The sequence below is a fragment of the uncultured Paenibacillus sp. genome (assembly GCF_963515335.1).
Lineage (GTDB): Bacteria > Bacillota > Bacilli > Paenibacillales > Paenibacillaceae > Paenibacillus_I.
The window spans coordinates 1-21,404 of the sequence record NZ_CAUPYC010000028.1; the positions used below are offsets into that span (position 1 = coordinate 1).

The 21,404-nt window shown below is 53.7% G+C and carries 26 protein-coding genes and 1 pseudogene; 17 read left to right on the forward strand and 10 right to left on the reverse strand.

The features are described from left to right. The 3 genes and pseudogenes from RWM61_RS10705 to RWM61_RS10715 all read left to right on the forward strand — a co-directional run. Positions 1-601 (forward strand): annotated as a pseudogene (locus RWM61_RS10705) (hypothetical protein); the annotation flags it as partial. Positions 602-638: 37 nt separating this feature from the next. Next, entirely contained in the window at positions 639-881 is a 243-nt protein-coding gene (locus RWM61_RS10710) for a hypothetical protein (RefSeq protein ID WP_314000491.1), read from the forward strand. Positions 882-975: 94 nt separating this feature from the next. Continuing rightward, positions 976-1,536, forward strand: a complete 561-nt coding sequence (locus tag RWM61_RS10715) for a hypothetical protein (RefSeq protein WP_314000493.1) — start codon at positions 976-978, stop codon at positions 1,534-1,536. Between the two features lie 36 nt (positions 1,537-1,572). Here the strand turns inward: RWM61_RS10715 and RWM61_RS10720 are convergent, their stop codons facing one another. Beyond that, positions 1,573-1,962 carry a helix-turn-helix transcriptional regulator gene (locus RWM61_RS10720; protein ID WP_314000495.1) on the reverse strand — a complete coding sequence of 130 codons (390 nt, stop codon included), beginning with the start codon at positions 1,960-1,962 and terminating at the stop codon, positions 1,573-1,575. A gap of 179 nt (positions 1,963-2,141) precedes the next feature. Between RWM61_RS10720 and RWM61_RS10725 the strand changes: the two genes are divergently transcribed. After that, entirely contained in the window at positions 2,142-3,449 is a 1,308-nt protein-coding gene (locus tag RWM61_RS10725) for a hypothetical protein (RefSeq protein ID WP_314000497.1), read from the forward strand. 44 nt (positions 3,450-3,493) lie between these two features. Continuing rightward, on the forward strand, positions 3,494-4,099 hold the full coding sequence (locus RWM61_RS10730) for a hypothetical protein (protein ID WP_314000500.1): 606 nt from the start codon (positions 3,494-3,496) through the stop codon (positions 4,097-4,099). A 25-nt stretch (positions 4,100-4,124) separates the two neighbouring features. Here RWM61_RS10730 and RWM61_RS10735 read toward each other — a convergent pair whose 3' ends face one another. Continuing rightward, entirely contained in the window at positions 4,125-4,541 is a 417-nt protein-coding gene (locus RWM61_RS10735) for a helix-turn-helix domain-containing protein (protein ID WP_314000502.1), read from the reverse strand. Between the two features lie 154 nt (positions 4,542-4,695). On the opposite strand from RWM61_RS10735, the gene RWM61_RS10740 reads away from it, so the two are divergent. The 10 genes from RWM61_RS10740 (at position 4,696) to RWM61_RS10785 (ending at position 14,147) form a co-directional block, all read left to right on the forward strand. After that, on the forward strand, positions 4,696-5,124 hold the full coding sequence (locus tag RWM61_RS10740; RefSeq protein WP_314000504.1) for a hypothetical protein: 429 nt from the start codon (positions 4,696-4,698) through the stop codon (positions 5,122-5,124). Between the two features lie 76 nt (positions 5,125-5,200). Beyond that, the gene (locus RWM61_RS10745) at positions 5,201-5,659 is read left to right on the forward strand and encodes a hypothetical protein (RefSeq protein WP_314000506.1); all 459 of its coding nucleotides are present in this window, start codon (positions 5,201-5,203) and stop codon (positions 5,657-5,659) included. Positions 5,660-5,730: 71 nt separating this feature from the next. Further along, positions 5,731-8,745: a bifunctional DNA primase/polymerase gene (locus tag RWM61_RS10750; RefSeq protein WP_314000508.1), complete on the forward strand. Its 3,015-nt coding sequence runs from the start codon at positions 5,731-5,733 to the stop codon at positions 8,743-8,745. 281 nt (positions 8,746-9,026) lie between these two features. Continuing rightward, positions 9,027-9,407, forward strand: a complete 381-nt coding sequence (locus RWM61_RS10755; RefSeq protein WP_314000510.1) for a hypothetical protein — start codon at positions 9,027-9,029, stop codon at positions 9,405-9,407. Beyond that, the gene (locus RWM61_RS10760) at positions 9,400-9,858 is read left to right on the forward strand and encodes a JAB domain-containing protein (protein WP_314000513.1); all 459 of its coding nucleotides are present in this window, start codon (positions 9,400-9,402) and stop codon (positions 9,856-9,858) included. The genes RWM61_RS10755 and RWM61_RS10760 overlap by 8 nt, the downstream gene beginning before the upstream one ends. Further along, positions 9,859-10,173, forward strand: a complete 315-nt coding sequence (locus RWM61_RS10765; RefSeq protein ID WP_314000515.1) for a DUF960 family protein — start codon at positions 9,859-9,861, stop codon at positions 10,171-10,173. It abuts the gene before it with no gap. Positions 10,174-10,286: 113 nt separating this feature from the next. Further along, entirely contained in the window at positions 10,287-10,499 is a 213-nt protein-coding gene (locus tag RWM61_RS10770) for a hypothetical protein (RefSeq protein ID WP_314000517.1), read from the forward strand. Continuing rightward, a complete protein-coding gene (locus RWM61_RS10775) occupies positions 10,496-12,073 on the forward strand; it encodes a recombinase family protein (RefSeq protein ID WP_314000519.1) in 1,578 nt (525 codons plus the stop codon). The genes RWM61_RS10770 and RWM61_RS10775 overlap by 4 nt, the downstream gene beginning before the upstream one ends. Beyond that, complete coding sequence (locus RWM61_RS10780) at positions 12,070-12,483, forward strand: recombinase family protein (protein ID WP_314000521.1); 414 nt, start codon at positions 12,070-12,072, stop codon at positions 12,481-12,483. Before RWM61_RS10775 ends, RWM61_RS10780 begins: the two co-directional genes overlap by 4 nt. Beyond that, the gene (locus RWM61_RS10785) at positions 12,477-14,147 is read left to right on the forward strand and encodes a recombinase family protein (protein ID WP_314000523.1); all 1,671 of its coding nucleotides are present in this window, start codon (positions 12,477-12,479) and stop codon (positions 14,145-14,147) included. The genes RWM61_RS10780 and RWM61_RS10785 overlap by 7 nt, the downstream gene beginning before the upstream one ends. 354 nt (positions 14,148-14,501) lie before the next feature. Here the strand turns inward: RWM61_RS10785 and RWM61_RS20265 are convergent, their stop codons facing one another. The 4 genes from RWM61_RS20265 to rlmH all read right to left on the reverse strand — a co-directional run bounded on the left by RWM61_RS20265 (position 14,502) and on the right by rlmH (position 16,860). Further along, positions 14,502-14,792, reverse strand: coding sequence for a DUF3892 domain-containing protein (locus RWM61_RS20265; protein ID WP_399538397.1), 291 nt, complete (start codon positions 14,790-14,792; stop codon positions 14,502-14,504). Positions 14,793-15,100: 308 nt separating this feature from the next. Then, complete coding sequence (locus RWM61_RS10790; RefSeq protein WP_314000525.1) at positions 15,101-15,763, reverse strand: ImmA/IrrE family metallo-endopeptidase; 663 nt, start codon at positions 15,761-15,763, stop codon at positions 15,101-15,103. Between the two features lie 2 nt (positions 15,764-15,765). Then, entirely contained in the window at positions 15,766-16,113 is a 348-nt protein-coding gene (locus RWM61_RS10795; protein WP_314000527.1) for a helix-turn-helix transcriptional regulator, read from the reverse strand. A 267-nt stretch (positions 16,114-16,380) separates the two neighbouring features. Further along, on the reverse strand, positions 16,381-16,860 hold the full coding sequence (gene rlmH / locus RWM61_RS10800) for a 23S rRNA (pseudouridine(1915)-N(3))-methyltransferase RlmH (RefSeq protein WP_314000590.1): 480 nt from the start codon (positions 16,858-16,860) through the stop codon (positions 16,381-16,383). Between the two features lie 299 nt (positions 16,861-17,159). On the opposite strand from rlmH, the gene RWM61_RS10805 reads away from it, so the two are divergent. Continuing rightward, positions 17,160-17,438, forward strand: a complete 279-nt coding sequence (locus RWM61_RS10805) for a hypothetical protein (RefSeq protein ID WP_314000529.1) — start codon at positions 17,160-17,162, stop codon at positions 17,436-17,438. Between the two features lie 160 nt (positions 17,439-17,598). Here RWM61_RS10805 and RWM61_RS10810 read toward each other — a convergent pair whose 3' ends face one another. Both RWM61_RS10810 and RWM61_RS10815 read right to left on the reverse strand, forming a co-directional pair. Beyond that, positions 17,599-17,766 carry a CxxH/CxxC protein gene (locus tag RWM61_RS10810; protein ID WP_314000531.1) on the reverse strand — a complete coding sequence of 56 codons (168 nt, stop codon included), beginning with the start codon at positions 17,764-17,766 and terminating at the stop codon, positions 17,599-17,601. A 21-nt stretch (positions 17,767-17,787) separates the two neighbouring features. Further along, positions 17,788-19,254: a trypsin-like peptidase domain-containing protein gene (locus RWM61_RS10815; protein ID WP_314000533.1), complete on the reverse strand. Its 1,467-nt coding sequence runs from the start codon at positions 19,252-19,254 to the stop codon at positions 17,788-17,790. 301 nt (positions 19,255-19,555) lie between these two features. On the opposite strand from RWM61_RS10815, the gene RWM61_RS10820 reads away from it, so the two are divergent. Next, positions 19,556-19,777, forward strand: coding sequence for a hypothetical protein (locus RWM61_RS10820; RefSeq protein WP_314000592.1), 222 nt, complete (start codon positions 19,556-19,558; stop codon positions 19,775-19,777). Here RWM61_RS10820 and RWM61_RS10825 read toward each other — a convergent pair. Then, positions 19,737-20,552: an MBL fold metallo-hydrolase gene (locus RWM61_RS10825; protein WP_314000594.1), complete on the reverse strand. Its 816-nt coding sequence runs from the start codon at positions 20,550-20,552 to the stop codon at positions 19,737-19,739. The genes RWM61_RS10820 and RWM61_RS10825 overlap by 41 nt on opposite strands. Before the next feature lie 58 nt (positions 20,553-20,610). Next, positions 20,611-21,366, reverse strand: a complete 756-nt coding sequence (yycI, locus tag RWM61_RS10830) for a two-component system regulatory protein YycI (protein WP_314000535.1) — start codon at positions 21,364-21,366, stop codon at positions 20,611-20,613. Between the last annotated feature and the right edge of the window lie 38 nt (positions 21,367-21,404).

Sequence of the window (21,404 nt, forward strand, 5' to 3'; positions counted from 1 at the left end):
GCTTAACGTAATCGACCACGCCGGGAAAGATCGCTCCATCACACTCTCACTGAATGACATCCAGGATTACACGACGTTCTTCCGCGCCATCGCCCCCAAATTGCCTTACGGTAAGACATCGCACTTGAAGCTTGACCGCTTTATGAAGATTTACGGCAATCGGCACGCTTATAAACGTATCTCCCCTGACTACCAAACTCGCGAACCCCTCATAAGTACATTCTCTTGGGATACTGTCACTTCAAAACGGTTCCATCTTGATCAGATTGCCTTAAGAGCGAACGCCGATAGGTTGTTTGCCTGTTTCTTGCTGACGCTGGAATCCGAGAACTGCTCACCCGAAGAGTTAACGATTGACGACGTTATTACCCGGTTGCCGCTCGGCACCGGAGGACTCTGCAATCCGGCGAGCTTCAACTACGCGCTGGTCGCGCTCTTCGGCGGGCAACGACAGCGCGATTTCTGGATTTTCGAGAAGCCCGAACTGCTTCATGCCTTTACAGCGCAAGCCAATCAGTCGACGCGAAACATGCGATATTATCTTGCACACGCTTCGGAAAAGCTGTCCGTCAACCCCAAGTACGTGAAAGTGAGCGATTGATTGCATGGGCAATGAATATGTAAGGAAACATACGGAATTGATCGAGCGGGAGGATGCGTTGCTCGGACAGGTCGATACTTGCCAGCAACTACTCGCCGCGACTTGGCGGTTTATTCATACTTCTGACGAGGCAATCGATATACCGACCGTTCGGCGTCTGATCATCGCGCTTTACGGTGTTGAACGAAGCATCGAGAATGAATTGCTGGATGTCAGGCTATCACTTCTCCCGTTTGCCATTTCCCGCAAAACCGCCCCGCCCTCGCAAACAAACCATTAGGGCAAACGTAGACATCTACGTAGATGTCTATGGTGCTGCAAATGTAAAAGTAGACGAATCGGTTGCCCGAAACTTTGCGAGGAGTGTTGTGACCATGAAGAGATCATTCCGTCTCTCCGAGTCTGCAAGCAGAGCGAAAGAACAACGCAATATGTGGTCGAGCGAATACCAGGATATCGATGTTCGGGAAGAGGAAAGTGTAGACGAATTAATGCTTAAGGAAGATTTGGCCATTAACGAAGAACCCGTGAATACGGAGCCGCCAAGCGAAGCCGTCCCCGTCAACGTCCCTGCCGAAACCGCCAAGCCGAGAAAAGCCAGGCCGGTCAGCAAGCCGAACTCCGCCCCGAAGCCCAAGTCCGTCCTGCGCCCCAAGTCGACTCCTGTCCCCACACCGCAAGCGACAGCCGGACCGGCAGCCAAAAGGCCACCGGCTGGCCCCGCCGTCAAGAGCGACAGACCAGAGCCAGGACACAAGCCGCTCAAGCGAAAGTCGCCGCCTTTCGGCGAACGGTACGCACGGATCACGACGTACCTGGAGAAGCCACTGTTCCGGCGCGTCCACGACTTGCATCAGCGCGGCGAGTTCGCCAAAATCGCAAGTCTGCTCAACGCCGCCGTCCGTGAATATCTGGACCGTCATTACCCGTCTTAAAACAAACGACCCGATTCCTCTTGGAATCGGGCATTTTCATTCCTGCCTGTTCTTTTCCGAATCGATCGTTGCCATAACGTCTGTAGCCAATCTTCGAATGAGCTCGACCTCCTCCAAGCTGCGCTCATTCAGAAATGCGGCAAGCAGCCGTATCGTAGCTTGTTTTCCCTCCAATCCCTCTCCTGTGTCCAGTCCACCGAAGCGAAAAACTTCGATCGGCTCTACTTCCAACGCGGCCAGCACGCGGGCCAGCGAGTCAAGGGATACGTTACGGACTGCCCGTTCTATGCCTGCGAGGTAGCTCTCTTGCATGTTGGCCTTCTCGGCCAACTCACTTTGAGTCAAGCCCTGACTCTTCCTTAACTGCCGGACTCTTTTCCCTACCAAAACCTTCAAATCTATTTCATCTGTTTTTTGATTGGTCATACGATCACCCTTCTTCCCACCTCTAATGGTAAAGAAGGTAATCGTTTGCTAGAAGGATAGTATAAGGCTATTAAATATTGTTTTTGAACTTATTAGTCCTGTATAATTAGAATAGGACTTATTTCTTACATGCCTTGTCCAAGGATGTCAAAAATACGAACGTTCGGGGGATCAAAAAAATGATAGTGCTCTATTTTGCAGGATTCTGTTTGTCCATTCTGCTGTTACTGATCGGCCTCATTAAGCCGTCCCTTGTTTACCGATGGGGCGAGCGTCGCACGCGGGGACGCTCGACTCTTCTGTACGGTCTGCTGATTGTGGCGTTTGCCGCCGCGATGGTCGCGACCACGCCCGATACGGATGATTCTGGCGTAATACAAGCCGGTTCCGCTAAACCAGCAAGCACGAACGCCGCTCCAACAACTACTCCAGCCGACGAAACAAACACAGTGCAAGCGCAGGCTGCGCCCGATACGCAAGTAAAAGAAGTCGAGGCGTCAGCCACACCAGCCGTTTCGAAACCGGCACCTGAAACGGAAGCTGAGCGAAAAACGGTTCAAATGGTCATCAACACGCCAACCAGCGAATATCTTGGCGTTTCCACGATGTATGAAGGAGAAGTAAATGAAACGGGTAATCCGCACGGCGAGGGAATCATTACCTACACATTCGATGATGTTCCCTACATTCTGTATGAGGGACAGTTCAATAACGGTGTCTACGACGGCATGGGGACTGCTTACTACAATGGCGATACCGAGATCGAGTTTAGCGGGGTTTTCCGAAATGGCGAGCCGGTACATTACCCGCTTGAGGACGAGTTCTATTCCAACAAAGGTTCCATTACGTTTTACGGCGACACGGACAAGCAGAAGACCGGAGATACGATGACCGTCTACTATACCGGCGGTAATGTGTATTACTCGGGCGGCTGGAAAAACGCCCAGCCGAACGGGAAAGGCACGACCTTTTACGACATCTACCCGCAGCGCAAGCTCGTAACGGGCACGTTCCGCAACGGCATGCTGCATGGAGAAGGCACCACGTTCTACCGCAACGGCAATCCCGAACAGACAGGAGACTTTGAGGACGGACAACTGAACGGGAAAGGAAAAGCGTTCTTCGAGAACGGCGCGGTTTACCTGGAGGGTAACTTCAAGAACGGACGGCTGCACGGCAAGGGTAAATCGTACTATGAGAACGGAAATCTTGAGTCCGAAGGCACGTTCGAGGAAGGCAGACTCATGGGCAAAGCTAAGCTGTATCATGAGAACGGGCAACTGGCGTTCGAGGGCTCTTACGACGATGGCTTCCTGAAATCCTACGGCGTGCAGGGCGACGGCGTCCTTTATCACGAAAACGGCAAATTGAAGTACAAGGGCGGATTCAAGAACAACCAATACCACGGCCAAGGAACGCTGTACAACGATTCCGGCGAAGTCATTCAAAAAGGAAAATGGGACGAAGGAACGTTTATCGGCGATTAGTTCTTGGCTTCCCCATCCAATCTAACCTGAAGGAGAATGTTATCATGCGAAAATACTCAATCATCCTGCTGACCGCGTTACTTATACTTGCCGCCGGGTGCGGCACACCAAACAACAAAGCGGAAGAAGCTCCGACGGCACAACCCGGCGCAAGCTCCACCCCCGCTGCTCCAACTGCACCTGTTGATAGTGAGCCGGAGAAGACCGGAGAAGAACAAGCCGTATCCGTTCAATTAGTCAGCGCACAATACATGGTCGATGACCTCAATCAGCCCATCGTATTCGAAGTTATACTTGAAAATAAGACGGATGCATCGCTCCGCATTTCCCATTTAGACTGCTACCTCATTACGCAGACCGGGGAAGTATTGGAGACCGGCTTATCGGGGTACAACAGCGAGGATCGCGTGCTCATCTCTGGCGGCAGGACAGAAGGCTTTAAGGTTGCGTTCGTAGTGGATGCGCCAGAAAATATTCGTTCCTTCGTGTTCGGCAAGCAATCGGAAGATATCTTTGTTGAGGTTCCGGGGCAGGACTTTCCCGAGCTTGTCGTGGTAGATAAGAGCGGCCAAATTGTTACCGAACCAGATTCCGTCGAGTCCGTCGTTCCTGAGGGCGGCGGCGTGAAGGCTGACGATTACGCTGAATAAGTACTCAAAAATAGCGCTGCGAGCGCTATTTTTTTGTATGCTCCTCGTTGTACTTCTCCGACTGCGTTGGATTTTTCCGCTTCAGATGCTTCCAAGCAAGATAAAATGTCGAAATGCTCAATGGTTCATCTCTACTCCAGCCCAAGTGGAAGTACGAACTTGGATGCGCTCTGATTTCATCCAGCACATCCTTGATCCTGATTTTCCCCGTCCGTTTGTTCGCTCGAACATTTTTTTCAGCTTCGATTAGCAAAGCGTCCCACTTCCCCTTGCTTACAGGCCGCACAAAGTATTGCTCTGGATGATCGCACGACTCGACTTTATCCAAGTATTTGCGCACGGTATTCCTATGTAAATCTAGCCGTTTTGAAATCTCCCGGATCGATGTTGCCTCTTCAAAATACAGGTGCAAAATCTCATATTGAAGTTCCTCGCTTATCATGGCTTCCCCTCACAGTTTGTCGTGGTGGCATGTCGACTAAACCATCTCATCTATCATGGTACACTTTTTTAGAAATTTGACAACCAACAAATCATTAGAAGATGCGTTATCGAAATTCGATACCATTTTCAATCTGAGATGAGGAGGTGATTGTATGAATGAACTGTTATGGATTGACGATGAGGAAAATGACCCGGTCGGCACGGTTACAGGCGTCCGCTTCCTGTTGCCGCCGTCGATTGCAACCAACCCGGATCATGTAGCTGCCGTTCGTAAGTTCCTGGAAGACTGCAAATTACCAGACACCAGCCTGGAACATTCTACGAATCTGGATCATGACGGAAATCTGGTGATCGGCTGCACGTGCACGTCAGGCATCATCGACGTCTTTATCCTAAACGACCTGTCTGACATGTTTTTAAACTTGCAGGATCGCTTTTCCGATATGATCGACGGGCGGTTTAACTCACATCGGGCGCGTCTGGAGGTTCTGATTTGCTGTGACGACGGTGAGTACGTTGTCGTTGTCGACCCTCGCGATTTGAGAAACCTTCTTTGCCTGAAGGCTGAACAATCATGGTAAAAGTTGCGGGGAGGTTCAGGGTCCTCCGTCCTTCCCCGCTCCATTAAAAATCTCAATTCGAATGGAGTGTTCATCTATGCCACCAGCAAAACGCATACTGTCAACAAACGTCTCACGTAGCACTTATCCTGCTCCACCTTCGGACGATCTCCTGATCGTTCGCCCCGCCTTCGACTCTGTAACAGACGGCCAGTACCCGTTCAAACTAAATACGGCCAAGGTCATTCAAGCAGGCGGCAAAAAGATGGTTCGTGTGTCCGGCGATTTCCGGGACGACGAGGGCGGCTCCCTTGAGGAATCGTTCCTTGTTGCCCCGGACTGGAAAGCGGGCAGCCCCTTCCGGCTCCTGTTGGAGGCGACCCAATGCTTGCCGGAGAAAAACTGCCCCTTCCGTCCTGAGCAGATGGTCGGCCAAGATCTGCTCCTGACGATGAAGGTCGAGTCGAACGGGAATAAGGAATATCTCAATCTGGTCTCTGCCGAAGTGCTGCAGGATGAGTTCGAAGAAGATCTCTCGGCTGTGGAGCAAGAATAACGAGAAGTAGTCAAATCGGCGGCTCCACTGCAATCATTGTGGTGGAGCCGCCATGACGGGAGGAAACGCACTTGAAGCGTCATCGACAGACACATTCGGACTGGAAGCCGGGCAAGACAGCCGCACTCTCGCTCGCAAAACTCGGCATTCCCGTCATACCGCTTTGCCCGCATGATCACACCGGAGTCAGCGACCAGCATAAGCAGATGTGTACAAGATACGGCAAAACCCCGCTTTTACTCAACTGGAGAACTCGTGCATCAACCGATCCTGACCAAATTGCCACTTGGTTCGATAAACTGTCTTTTGCAAATATCGGCATGGTGTTGGGTAAGCGATCAGGGATCATTGCTATAGATGTTGACGGCGAGTATGGCCAGGCGAAACTTGAGAAGCTATCCAGCGGGCAACTCCCCCAAACCTGGGAGTTCGAAACACCTGGTGGCGGGTATCGTTACCTGTACGCGGCTCCTGTAGGATACACATTCAAGAAATTCACCCTTGCATCGCCTGACGGCGGTCACGAAGAAATCGCATTACTTGGAGATGGCCAGCAGACCGTCATGCCGGGCTCCATCCACGCAAACAGTCGTCCATATACTTGGGCGGAAGGAAGAAGTCCTGATGACATCCCACTGGCCCAAGCTCCGGAATGGATGCTGAAACTAATGTCCGATCAGTTTAGCGCAGATCGGATTTTTGATGACGAGGTATCGAGCACTGCGGTATCTTCTGACCATGCAGGAATGCAAGCCGATTCATCGCTATCCACATTTACGTCTACGTATACATCTACGTCTACATCCAAGCGGACGGATACTTCAGTGGAGATGTTGGCTTCCATTAAAGATATGCCCGTCATGTCCAAACTGACTAAGCGTTGTGCCGTAATAGACGAAATCGCAACCGCCCAACTTGACGGAGGCTGCGATGAGGAGTCCTGGTTTAAAATAATCTCGCTTCTTAGCCGTCTTGGCGCGGCATCTGAAGCCGATGCATTTTCTCGGCGCTCGCTCAAGCACAACGCCCGCAGCCAAGACCGGCTGGAGAAAATCAAAGCTGACGCTGCAGCCAAGCATTTTGGTCCGCCGCGCTGCACAAGGTTCGGCTGCGGGGAAGATCAAATCCGGCGTTGCTTCGGAAACGTGCAGACAAACAAGAACAACGAGATTGCCAACAGCCCTGCCTGGTTCTTGACGAGAGACTTTGAATCTTTACGGAGAGTCGAAACACTTCTTAAGCGCACAAAATACAGAATTTCGGCAGGGAAATTGGGAGCTCCGACATTCGATAAGAACGGCGAGGAGAACGGCTTTAGCCCGATCGCCAACTTCGTCGCGATTCCGGTTCGCGAGGTTAGCGTCGACAACGGACTGGAAGCCAAGAAATTTTTCGAAATAGAAGGCGTCATGCTGTCGGACGGCATGTCGCTTCCTCCCTTGAGGATCGAGCATTCGGACTTTACTGATCTCAAATGGATCTCCGAATGGGGGCTACTGCCCAACCTGGAGCCATTCCCGGGCAGCAAGGACCGGCTGCGCCACTCCATCCAGCAGCTCGCGGGCAGCACCGAGAAACTTCATGTATACGCGCATCTCGGCTTTAGAAAGCTCTCCGGAAGCTGGCGATACTTGCACGCCGGGGGCTGCCTCGGCGATGCAAGCGTAGAGGTGGGGGTCGACAAGCGGCTAGAGAAATACAAGCTACCTGCAAGCTCGCCCGACATCAAGGCCGCCGTCGAGCAAAGTCTTTCTTTGCTGGATATTGCAGATGCAAGGGTCACGACACTGCTTCTTGCAACAGTTTACCTCGCGCCGCTGTGCGAGGCGCTGCGTCAAGCGGGGATCGAGCCCGCGTTCGTGGTCTGGATTCACGGTCAGACGGGAACGAGGAAATCCTCCCTGGCCGCGCTTTACATGTGCCACTACGGGAGTTTCTCTTCCAGAGGGGCTCCGGCCAGCTTTAAGGACACAGCGAATTCACTGGAAAGAAGGGCATTCGACACGAAGGACTCGATTCTTTGGATCGACGACTTTCATCCGAATAGCAACGTCGTCGAGGCTCGAAAAATGGAGCAGATCGTTCAGGCGGTTGCGAGAGCTTACGGCGACAGGGTGGGTAGAGGAAGGCTGACGTCGACCGCTCTGCTCCGGCCGGACTACCCGCCAAGAGGTCTCGCGATCGGTACCGGCGAACAGTTTCCTGACGGCCACTCCAGCAACGCCCGGCTTCAGGCCGCCGAGCTTCTGCCGGAAAGCGTGGACCTCGCCAAGCTGACGGCTGCGCAAGCCCGGGAGCCACTTCTCGCGGAGGCGATGGCCGGGTACGTGCAGTGGGTCGGAGAGCGGATGAACGATTCCGCGTACGCCAACCGGCTCAAGCAGGCGTTCCACGAGCGGCGCGAAATGGCGCTGGCCGTTCCCGGTCAGGCTCACGGCCGCCTTGCCGAGGCAGCCTCTTGGCTCTACCTCGGCCTCGACTCCCTGCTCGAGTTTGCGCTTGAAGTCGGTGCCGTGACAGAAGACGAGCGGCGCGACAAGCTGACTCAAGGCTGGGAATCCCTGCTTGCCGTTTCAGAGACGCAAAGCGAACAGGTCGCCGACGCCCAGCCCGCCAAGCAGTTCCTGTCGGTCGTGTCCGGGATGCTGCAGAACGGCTCTCTCACCGTGCTGCCCGCCGACCGAAACGAAAGAGAGAAGTACGAAGGGCTGTCTCCTGCTGAAACCCACGTGGGCTGGAGGGACGACGATCACTTCTACTTCTTGCCGGATATCCTTTACAACAAGGTGAACAGCTTCCTCTCGCGGCAAGACGAGCGGGTGCCCCTGAAGCAGGACGCGCTCTGGAAGCAGCTTGAGGCGGAGGGCTGCCTCGTCCCGGAAGTGTCTCGGGAGAACGGCAAGGAAAAGCTGCGGCGAAAGCGAAAGAAGGGGATCGACGGCAAGCGTCCCCTCACCGTCTGGCTCCGGAGAGAGTGCCTGGAAGAGCACGACGAGGAAACGTCGGAGAACCGGAGGCAGGCCCGCAGAGCTGCCGCCGCAAGCGGCGACGGGACGCCACGCGAGGACGTGTTCGGCGAGGGGTGATCCCCCTCTGCCGCCGGGTGCCCCCGCACAACGGGGTCGAAAAAGCCGAGGCGAGGCAAGGACTGGCAGCGACCTGCCCCCAAAGCCCCCTCAAAAAAACGGAACACACAAAAAAGCATGAACGAGACGGAAGCCCCCCCTAAAACCAAGTGGACACGGAGGCACTTGGGCCCCCCTGACTTGTTGACACTGGGGCCGCGCAGCGAAGCCGTGACGACAATAATTGAAAACATAAATTATGGATATTGAACCTATCAAAATGACGGAAAGGAGCAATATCCATGATCCAGATACGTACGATGAAAGATTTGCATTTACTGGCCGAAGCTCGCCTGCCCGAGCCGCTTATCGCTTACGCAAGGGAGCTGCTGGCCGGACTTCAAGCCGAGGCGGGGGAAGACGATTCCGACGACTTCCTCCTCCTCAGCCCTGTCTTTGTCTGCGAGGCTGGCGACAAGTTGCTGGATCGCTTCAGGGCCGTTCCTTACGGTCCCGAGTACGTCGAACTCGTTGACATATCCAGCTTCAGGCTTTATCGCGTCGGCATTTTGCTAGACAACGATTGGATCGCGCAATACCTCGTACCCGTCCATTCGCAAGACCAAGTTACGGAAGCCTGGCTCAGGGAACAAAGCGGCGGGGCGGTGAAGGAACGTGAGTAAGAAAAGCGCTGCGAAGCGGATCGAGATCGTAACGCTGCGCATGGTTCGGGAACGTTCGGCCATGTTTTACGCGCAACGGAAGATCACTCAGCCGGGCAACGCCGCCGAAATTTTCCGCCAGTTCATCGGCGACTGTGATCGCGAGTCGTTCTGCATTCTGTGCCTGAACACGAAAAACGAGCCCACCGCTCTGCACCAAGTGTCCAGCGGCACCTTGAACGCTTCACTTGTCCACCCGAGGGAAACGTTCAAGCTCGCGATTCTCGCCAACTCGGCATCCATTATCGCCTGCCACAATCATCCGTCGGGCAATCCTTCTCCAAGTCAGGAAGATGTGGAGTTGACGGAGCGACTGCGCGATACAGGCGCTCTGATCGGCATTGAATTGTTGGACCACATCGTACTCGGTGACGGCACGTACGTAAGCATGAAGGAACGGGGGCTCATGTAGATGTTCTCCAAACCATCGCGATACGTCACAAGGCGCGTGCAGGACACCGTTAGCCCTGAGATTCAGTCCGCCCTCTGGTCTATCATTGATCAGAACCTGAACAGCGGCAAGGATCTGGACTACTTGCAAGTGTTCTCATTATCCATTATTCCTGCTGGGGATGTCATGTATCAACGGGTCAGGCATACGCAAGAACAGCCAAACCGCCAACAGACCTACGACATTACTGGCATTCGGGAGCCCGTCTCGGGTGTCACGGTCTGGGTCATCGACAGCGGCGTTTACTGCACGATGCTGCTGCCGGACGAGTATTGAGGCCGTTGCGATGAAGAAGGCAATTGTTGCACTAGTCATGGCCACTACCCAGCTCGTTCTTGAAATCATCGAATATCGAAAGAAGAAAAAATAATCTGGGAAGGAGCCTATCCATGGATGATGTAGCTACGAATCGCTTCGCCCTTGTGTGCGATTTAATTGCCGAACTGCTGCTGCCCCATCTGGCCAAGCAGGAGCATTCTCTGCGTATATCAGAAATCAGCCCGGACGTCATTGCCGCGTCCGAGCGTGAAATCGAGGCGCACCTGGATCATGAAATGACGGCAGAGTTGCTCGGTACGCCGGATTATCGGCTCATCGCATGATGTCGCCTAAAGGTTCAAAAGCCGCGCTGTACGTGCGGGTCAGCCTGGCTGAGCAGGCACAGCACGGATTTAGCATTGACGGCCAGATCGAGGCGCTGCGCCGCTACTGCAAGTTAAACCATCTCGAAATCTACGACATTTACGTGGATGCAGGCGCATCAGGCCGCTCTACGAAAGGTCGGCCTCAACTAGCGCGCATGCTCGCTGACGGAGCTCAGCGGCGCTACCAGATCGCCTTAATCTGGCGCATCAGTCGGCTGTCGCGCCATTTTAGCGATCTGCTTGCCATCGTGGATTCGTTTAAGCAGAACGGCATCGTTCTCCGCAGCCTGACGGAACAGTTTGACAGCGAAACGCCACTTGGCGGCTTTGTGCTTCAAATGATGGGCGCAGCGGCAGAACTTGAGCGGGTGAACATTGGCGAGAACGTGAGAATTACGGCGTTGGAACGCGGTCGTCAGGGAAAATGGAACGGCGGCAACAACGTGCTAGGCTACCGCTGGCTCTCATCGCTCTCTGAAGGGGAAGGGTGCGTGGAGATTGTTCCCCACGAAGCGGCCATCGTTCGACGCATCTTCGAGATGTACGCCACGGGAAAGTTCGGCTTGAAAGCCATCACAAACCGCCTGAATCATGACGGCCTGCGAACGAAAAAAGGAAACCTGTTCAGCATCCTGGCTGTGCGGGGAATCCTCCAGAACCGGAATTATATCGGTCATATTCGCTACAACGGGACCGAAAATCGGCGAACCCGTGGAGCCGTAGCTGTCGAATGGTCGGTAGGCGAACACCCCCCTATTATTTCCGAATCCTTGTGGGAGTCGGTTCACGCCATCTATACCAAACGTTCCAAGCCGGTAAAGCGGAAAATTGATCGTCCCTTCCCGCTGGCGGGACTGCTCCGATGTCCGCAGTGCGACAGCGGCATGATACCCGGTCGAACGCAGCGACAGCGTAAAGACAGAACGTATCGAACCAACTACTATTACGGCTGCGGCAGCTATAACGCGAAGGGCGCGACCGCTTGCAAAGCGAATCACGTTCGGGCCGACGACGTGGAAAGAACGTTTTACCATCAGCTCCAGCGCTTCCTTGGCACACCTGAAATGATAGACGGCATTGCGAAAGCCGCCGCAGCCAAGCGGGATGTCGCCCGAACTCCCATTTTGGAGCGCATCCGGCACATCGACGAAGAGCTTGCCCAGTTGGCCACCCGTCACAAGCAGATTTTTCATGATTTCGAAAACGGAAAGCTGGATAAAGAACGGTTGGTGGACGAACTGGACTCACTCAAGCAATGTCGTCAGGAGCTTCAACTGGCCCGAGAAAACGCCGAGCGCGAACTTACTTCTTGTCCAGTTCCCGCCTTCTCTGCTCAAGCGATCCAGGCAGCCTTGAAAAAATTACGCGTGGTGCTGGAATCCGAGCCAACCGACAAACAAAAGCACCTGCTGCGCAAACTTGTCAACAAGATTACGCTCCCGCCTGACCGGGATCTGAGTCGCTTGACCATTCACGGGTCTGATGCTCTTCTGAATCTCAAAATTACTAATCAAATGGAGGAATTTAAATGAAACAGCCTGTTCGTGTCGCCCTTTACATCCGCTCTCATACCAACTCACAGCCTCTCGTTGACGTTCAAATCGAACAACTGCGCAATGCCTGTCTGCGCGAAAACAAAACCGTTGCTGAGATTTATGTCGATCATGGTTTTAGTGGGAGGAATCTCGACCGGCCATCGCTGCAAAGGCTGCTAACAGATGCGGCAACGGGACGGTTTGATGAAGTACGAGTTATCGGGCTTCACAAGCTATCGCGCAGAATGCTCGATTTGCTGCGTCTTACAAAGACACTTGATAGCAGCAACGTTTCCATCGTTACTGAAAACTTCGATTCCCGCGCAGCTCTGATTTTACAACAGACAATGGCCAGCCTTAAAACGCTTATGCAGGAAACTACCGATGGACACGATGCCTTATGCTAGCAGCTGCCAACAAACCGACACTTACCGCTATCTATATTCGCGTTAGCACCGAGGAGCAGGCCGAGCACGGGTATTCCATTGATGCCCAGCGGGAAACGCTACTCCGGTTTTGCGAGGACACCGGGCGAACCGTATACAAGATTTTTTGCGATGCCGGGGTCAGCGGCAAGAGCATCTCCGGTCGCCATGCCCTCCAACAGTTGATGCGCGATGCTGAAATGGGTCTGTTTGCCGAACTGTTAACGTGGAAAATTACACGCGTTGCGCGGCGCAATCTGGATTTGCTGCACATCGTCGACCATCTGAGTAAGCATAACGTAACGTTTCGCTCGTTCTCGGAAAATTTCGAGACCGAAACGCCGATGGGCCGGTTTGGCTTGCAGATGATGGGAGCCGTCGCGGAGCTTGAGCGAAATACGATTCTGGAAAATATTCGACTTGGGCAAACGCAGCGGGCGCGAACGGGAAAACACGTCACCAAGCCTCCGCTTGGCTACCGGCTCGTAGACGTGCCGAATAGCGGAGCGAGGAGACGCGAACGGGCGTTGGAGCTTGTTCCCGAGGAGGCCGCCATCGTGCGGCTCATCTTCGAGCGGTTCGCTTCCGGACGCGGCCTGAAGTCGATTGCCAACGAGCTGAATCACGACGGCCACAAGACGAGGAATGGCAACGCGTTTTCCATTTGCGCCATCCGGGACATTCTTGAAAACCCGTTCTTTATCGGACAAATCCGTTACAATCGGTACACTAACTGGAACGACCAGCGAAGAAAGGGCAAAAATCCAGCCCCTTTAATCGCCGAGGGAAGTCACCCAGCTATCATTGATAGAGCGCTCTGGGATAAGGTGCAATTTCTACGCAACCGCAAGTCTCACACTTCGAAGAAACGGTTTCACGGCGACTATCTGCTGACCGGTTTAATCCGTTGCCCTCAGTGCGGGGCGGCGATGACGGCCAGCCGAACGAACAACAAGGCCAAGGACGGGAGTCCCGTCGTGCGCATGTACTACTCCTGCGGGAACTTCCGCAGCAAGGGCAGCGCCGTCTGCCGCGCCAACAGCGTCCGCAAGCAAGAGGCCGAGAGTTACGTGACCGACCGGATCAAGGAAGTGCTGTCCAAGCCGCACATCCTGCAAGCGATCGTTAGGAGCGTCAACGAGCGGAAAGTGGGCCGGGTCAAGCCGCTGCAGGACGAACTTTCATCCGTCTGCGCCCGGATCGAGGAAGTGCACGAGAAGAAACTGAAGTACGTGGAACTTTACGAAATGGACCAGTTCGACCGTAAACTATTCGCCGCCCGTCTTGAGGAGTTGGAACACGATTTCGATCGGCTTCACGCCAGGAAATCCCAGCTAGAGTCCGAGCTTGACGGCAATCATGCCCAACCAGTCTCTCACGAAACCGTGCGTTCGCTGATTGCAAGATTCGAGCACCTACTACGCACGTCTCCTGTAGATCAGCGAAAAACGCTGTTACATCTCATCATTCACAAGATCACCGTAGGCGACAACCGACGGATCGACAAGATTGAAATGCACTTCGACGAAACGACGGAACACCATTTTTTAAGCGTAGCCCCTTCCGCTGATTTAATAGCGGAAGGGGCTTTCCTTTTTAACAGGAAAGCCCCGGCGTTGAAGAATAAAGTGACTATTGCCATTTAAAGATGCTGTTATGCCTGCATAGATCATAGCTTGGCAACGAGTCACATTAAAAATATAAGGAGTCCGATCTAATAATAGATAGCGGACTCCTTATATTCAAGCTAGTTTTTGCAACCGTTTTTGTCACAAGTGATATTGGAGTAAGTCCCGACCCAATGGCTTGGGTTCTCGTTAGTGTTGAATCCACATCCGGTTGTACCACCCTTTGTTCCACTGTGTACGATACCTGTCGGTGTATGTTTCACTGCCATCCTCTCACCTCCCTTATGAATCAAATATCTATCAATGGATATTTGATTCATTAATAATAGCACACCGGAAATACAGGAACAAGTGTTCCTTTTTATTAAAAGTCTACAGAGGACACTCTGAAAGACTCAACAAATTGTCAGGCTGATCTCCATCAGCTTCAGTTTTCAAATACTTATTCCCGTATCGGCTCGTCGATACAATTACATTGACGGTATGACCAGCTCTGTTTACGTAGAACGACCACTTACCTCCCTCAATACCGGCGATAGCATCTTGTTGGGTTAGCTTCCACCTTGACCCGTTATCATTTTTGCCACCGATATGAGTAATTCGTTCGTGAGGATTGTATCGATCACTTTTGTTTACACATAAAACCTGATGTCTGCTTGCCATCTTTGATCATTCTCCTTTTATCGTAATATTAGCCTTCCCTGCGAACTCCCTTGAACGGAGCTTTGCTACTTGTTTTCTGATCCATGAACCTTCCAGTTTCAGTATTTCTCTTGACCCAATGACCACTTAGAGTCTTCACCTGGCTTCTTCCTTTAACTGCTCCAATACGTCCATTTCCCTTTGCACCATTAGTCGCCATTGATTCGTCACCCCGGATAAAATAAGTTATTTATGTGAACATGCTGAAATGCATGGATTTTTATTGTGTTGATTATCAACTCAACATTTAGTTTAAAAGAAAAGGCAGATTAAAAATCGAAAATAATCTGCCCTTGGCTTTCACTTTTGGAATCATAAATCGTTCCGTCATCATCTATGTACAATAAATCCAATTGTTTGAGTCTAACTATTAAAGCGCTAATGGAAACCTTAAACATTGGTGCTAACCAGTATAACTGCTTCATCTGTATTTTTCCTTGAGCCTTCATATTACCCACTACTTTTTGAATGATTGGTTTGGGAATTAATAGAGACCCAGCAAACATATCGGCCTGATATTCTTCTGGTGGTTTCTTTGACCGACTTCGGCAAAAAAATGTCTGGGACGAGTCATTGAAGTCTATTGATGTTTGCAGGTTCTCTCTGTCACTCACATGAAGTACCCAATGACCCAATTCGTGTGCCATTGTGAAATGCATTGTTCCAATCTTTTCTTCAAAGAGTTCCTTACATGACTCGTTCATAATAATTCGCTTGTCGCTAGGAATGATTGCTGCCATAACTAACCCAGATGGATCAAAGTGGTCAATTGGTTCCCAGTGAATGTCTAAGCCATAATGAAACTCAATAATCTCATCAATTGGAACTGCTTCAGGGAAATCCTTATTTTCAAAGTCGAACCCGTAATCTCGCAAAATCCCTTGGGTTATTCGTTCCATTTCATCATGCGTTATAAACGGATATTTACTCACTTTTATTTCTCACCATTTTCTGGAGTCTCATTCATGATCCCCCGGATTCGCTCCCATTGATGAGGAGAGAAACTTGAAGCTTTCCTAAGAAAAACAGGTACGTCTTGATGCTCAGTAATAATTTTCTGCAATTCACTTGGCACCTTTTTAGCGGAAATCAAAAGTTGGTCCGGGTCTACTTTAAATACCTCTGCCATTTTAATGATTTTATCTTCGGCTGGCGGGTCCATTGTGCCGCTTTCAATTTTGCTAATGTAAGTAAAATCAATACCCACCAACTCAGCTAGCTTTCGCTGACTAATTTTGTGCTCCTGACGTAGCGATTTGAGCAAATCCCCAAACTCGCTCATAATATCACTACCTTTCTTTATTCACTATATATCGTGTTGATTATTTTGTCAACATACTAAATACGGGAGGCATAGTGAACTAGAAGATACGGGGGACTCTAACTATTTAGAATCCCCCCATTCCCGTCCCGCCGAGTCCATGCACCTCAAGCAGCCCACACGAGCCCGCCTGCGCAGCAATCTTCCCCCGAGGCAGCCCATCCTCCACCCCGCCCCTCGGGGGCACGTTTCCGCGCCCAGCAAGCGGTTAATACAAAAAATTTCGCCTCATTTATGATAGGTTTCCCCCCGATTAATCTTCACCGCTCGGTAAATCTGCTCGGTCAGCACCAGCCGCATCAGCTGGTGGGGCAGCGTCATGCGGCCGAAGCTCAGCTTCTGCTGGGCACGGCGCAGCACCGCCGGCGACAAGCCATTGGAGCCGCCGATGACGAACACCACATGACTGCAGCCATAGGTGCCCAGCTTGTCCAGCTGCGCGGCAAGGTCCTCGCTCGACCATAGCTCGCCGTCTAGCGCCAAGGCCACGACGTGCGCGTCTGGCTTCACAAGCGCCAGCAGCCGCTCGCCTTCCCGTTCCCTCACCTGCGCCTCCTCCGCCGCGCTCATCGATTCCGGCGCTTTCTCGTCGGGCACCTCAAGCACCTCAAATTTCACGTACGGCTTCAATCGCTTCGCATATTCCGCGATCCCGTCCGTTAAATACTTTTCCTTCAACCGGCCTACCGCTGCAATCTGAATCAGCAACGCCCGCTCCCTCCCTGCCTCGAAATCCAATCCTATCTCGAAATCCATATCTATATTCAACCCGATATCCTTATGTGGTGTGACCGTCGCCCATTCAGCGCCGCAACGCGCACCGGGAGAAACGCGTGTTACTTGCCGCGTGTTTCCATCCATCCCCAACCGTCCATTATCACCACCTTGCTCATCCCATGAATCTTAATGTTTTCTAATGCGAATTTCGTTTGGCAAGCAAGGATTGCCGTTTATTGTATGTACAGCAACACCAAATACATTTTGCAAGATGAAAGGGGAAGTCTCTCATGAAGAACGCGAAATGGCTCAAGCTGTTCCTCACGGCACTGATGTCCGTCATCCTGGTCTTCGGCGCAGCCGCTTGCGGCGAAGCGAACGATGACGTGGTCGTCAACGAAGAGAACGGCGGCGGCGCGCCGGACGTTGACGTGAACACACCGGACGCACCGGACGCACCCAACGTTGATGTAGACGCGCCGGACGCAGACGTTGACGTTGACAATGGCGCCGACGGCGGCGCAGCCGATGACAGCGCGGCTGACGACACGACGACCACGACGCCATAACGAAAAGCGGCGATCTGGCAGTCATCCTGCTCTGCACAAATGCAGACACAATGACAACCAGACGTCATAGCAGACGCGATGCACCATGCACGATGCGGAAAACCCGTGGACAGGCGCGCTCAGCCTGAACCACGGGTTTTCGTTGCGCAGCGAAGCTTCCCTACACGATCAGCACCTGCGCCTCGTTATCGCACCAATCACACTTGCGCGGCGGATCCCAGTCGGAGAACTCGGTCACCGCGAGATTCACCATGTCGGGCGCGTCCTCGTATTCGTCCACGAACTTGTCGAGCGCCAGTTCCACATGCTCCTTGCATACACAATACATAACCCGCCGACAACCTTCTCTCTATTCTTCGTCTGTCTTCTCCGCCAGCTTGAACGACACCTTCTCCAGCTTGCCGTCCCGGTAAAAGCTGACTTCGATCTTGTCGCCGATCTTCTTGGCCTCATACAAATACTTCCGGAGCTCCATCGTGCTCCCTACCGGCTGATCGTCGAGCTTGACGATCACGTCGTTGAACGTCAGTCCCGCCTCCTGGGCCGGCCCGACCGCCTCCAGCACGATAACGCCCTCCGTCACATTCTTCGGCAGCTTCAAGTCTTCCCCTTCCACGGCCTCATCCGAGGGCGAATCCGTGTCAGCACCGCCGGCTCCATTGTCCACAGCGTCATCCGCGCCGCCCGACTCCGGTTCGTCCGCGCCCGCTCCCGAGCGCTCCCCATCTCCCGAACCGCTGCCGCTGCCATCGCTGCCATCATCCGCACCGTCCGGCTGCTGCGCGAAATATTGCTCCAGATCCATCGTATATACGCCAAGATAAGGGCGCGCCACCTTGCCGTACTTCATTAGCGTTTCCACAACCGGCATCGCATTATCAATCGGAATCGCGAAGCCGAGCCCCTCTACGCCGTAATCGGCCACCTTCATGCTGTTGATGCCGACCAGCTCGCCGTTCAGGTTCACCAGCGCGCCCCCGCTGTTGCCCTGATTGATCGACGCGTCGATCTGGATCACTTCCTGTTCCCAATCGTACACGCCGTCCTGGTTCAGCGACACGGGAATGACGCGCTGCCGCTTGCTCACAATCCCCATCGTCAGGGAATCGCCCAGTCCGAGCGGATTGCCGATGGCGATTACGGTCTCGCCGTCGCGCAGCTTATCCGAATCTCCGATCTCCACCACCGTATCGATCCCGCGCCCGTCGATCTCCAGCACGGCCAGATCCGTGATCTGATCCTTGCCGATCACCTTCGCCTCGCGAAGCTCGCCGTTCCCCAGCACCGCCTTGACCGAATACGCGCCTTCAACGACATGGTTATTCGTTATGATGAGCGCTTTCCCCCCGCTTTTGCGGAAAATAACGCCCGAACCAAGGCCCGCCTGCTGCAGCGTTCCCTCATCCTCCGGCAGCGTCGGCTCCGCGTCTCCGCCTGCGTTCGGCTCGCCTTGCCGGTCATCCGTCCCAACACCGGAGTCCCCGCCGTCGGGAAGCATTTGCTCGTTAATGATACTCACGACTGCAGGCCGCACCTTCGCCGATGCTTGAATAATCCGTTCTGCCGTGTCTCCTGTTTGAACCGGATTTGCCGTCGTCCGACCGCCCGCGGTGCCGTCTCCGACACCGCCGAAGCCGAAGATCAGGCCGAACAGCAGCACCGCTCCCAACGCGCTGACGAAAGAGGAAGCGAACGCGATTTGGACTGGCCCCCAGTTACGGGTTTTTCCGAAGGAGCTGAAGCCCCTGTCGTCTTTTCCCGTCCGCGCCTTCCGCGACACCCGTGTGGAATAAAAATCGTCGTCGAACAAACCCATATCTATCTCTCCTCTCGATGCTTGCCCAAGCATCAAGACTATTTTCCTCTATTAGGAATGATTTCGGCAGAACGGACTACAATAATAATAGGACCAGAGTTACTAGAATACCCTTAATGAACGGAGCTTAAACCCAGGCGGACTGCGGATCGGTCCGGCGTCTTTCAAGCCTGCAGCCTTACCGCCCCTATGATCCGCACCCTATAATGCCTATATCGCCGTAAAGGAGCTGTTAACCGTGAAGCCGCCGAAACCGCAAACGCAAACGCAATCGGAACCACACCCGCAACCGCAGCGTTCGATCCACACATGGGAGCAAGTCAACCTCGCCGCCTCAATCGCAGATCTCAAGGATCAGCATTACCGCACGCTGCTCGCGCTCGGCTCGCTGCTCGATCTCCTGATCGACAAAGGACTGATCAGCCGGGAAGAGCTGGAGCGCAAAGCCGCGCAGCTCGATGCCGAAAGCGAACGTGACATGCTCACACGATTGCTTTCCGCCTCACTTCATCCCAGGGAGTAGCGCGGTCGTGGTAGGTGTGCTGCAGCACGGCCTCATCGCTCTTAAAAAATATGCCGCGGTCTTCCAGAATAGACTGTACCGTCATCCGCGCCAGCTCCTGCATGTTGTGGTCCAGACTGAGGTGGGCCAGATACACCCGCTTCGTCCGGTCGGTCAACAGCTCGCACAGCGCTTCGCCTGCGGCCTCATTCGATAAATGGCCGATGTCGCTCAGAATGCGGCGCTTGATGTTCCACGGATACCGCCCCATGCGCAGCATGTTCACGTCATGGTTCGATTCCAGGACGAGCACGTCCGAATCGATCGCCATCCGCCGGACTTTATCGCTCATGTAACCGAGATCGGTGACCAAACTAAGCTTCACATCGCCATCCATGAAGCAATAGCCCACCGGCTCGGCCGCGTCATGCGAAATCGGATACGATTCCACCCGCAAGCCGCCGAACTCGACCGTTTCCCCTGTCGCCACAATGCGCCGCCTGTCATCCGCAATCTGGCCGACATGCCTCTCCAGCGCCGCCCATGTGGCATCGTTCGCATACACGGGCAAATTATATTTGCGGGCGAATGCGCCCAGGCCCTTCACATGATCGGAATGCTCATGCGTGACGAAAATGCCGTCGATCTCCTGTCCGCTCACGCCGCGTTCCCTCATCAGCTCTTCCAGCTTCTTCGCGCTCAGGCCGGCGTCGACCAATAGCGTCGCATCGTCGGTCCGCACAACGGTCGCGTTCCCCGTCGACCCGCTGGCCAGCACCGTAAACCGCAATCCCATCGTTTGCTTCGATCCTCTCTCCGAACCCAAGCGGCTCTCCCGCCGCCGGGCCCCTTCGCTAGCCTGCCGTGTCGGTTGCTTCATTCACGGACACGACTTCCCCGCTGATGGCGTCCACGTAGTAGTCGGGGCCTTCTTCAAGCAGCACCCGCCAGGTCGGCGCCGTTCCCTGTATATCCTCGGTATTGAACGCTTGACCCTGATAGCCGTAGCCGAGCCGGATTTCCCTGATGATCGAGCCGGGCTGCAAATGCTTCAGAATCAGGCTGTCCACCGCCGTAGCCGCCGGAAGCAGCGGCTGCTTCTCGGAGTCCTTATCCCCAATCAGCATGATCCGATCCTGCTTGTAAGCCACGATTTTCTGATTGCTGTAGTAGAGCTCCAGCTTCACATCGTACATCGGAAGCCCTTCATACAGCCTATACAAGACGAACACGCCGTCGCCGCTGGCCGCCGGATCGTACCGGTACATCGCCAGATCGGGCACGATTTCTCCCAAGCCTTCTATTAATTCTCTCTCGGTAAAAACAATCCTGCTGTCGACCGGCGTTTCCAGCGTTATTCTGTCGTCTTGCCCCGGCTTCGACGTATAGCGGAACGACAAGTCCGCCAGCTTCGGCGTATCGGACGGTATGCTGCCGGTCAGCCGTATCCCTTTCTCTTGCATGACGAGCTGCGTCTCTTGAGGAAGGGCCGTCAGATCGACGTTCGAGTTGAGCCGCTCGCTCATGTCCGTCCAGAGCTGATAGCCGAGCAGCACGTTCAGCAGCAGAAAAGCGATGATCAACACACTTTTGGCCCGGCCCCAATCCATGCGGCTGACCGCCCCCTTCCCACTAATCCGCTCACGCG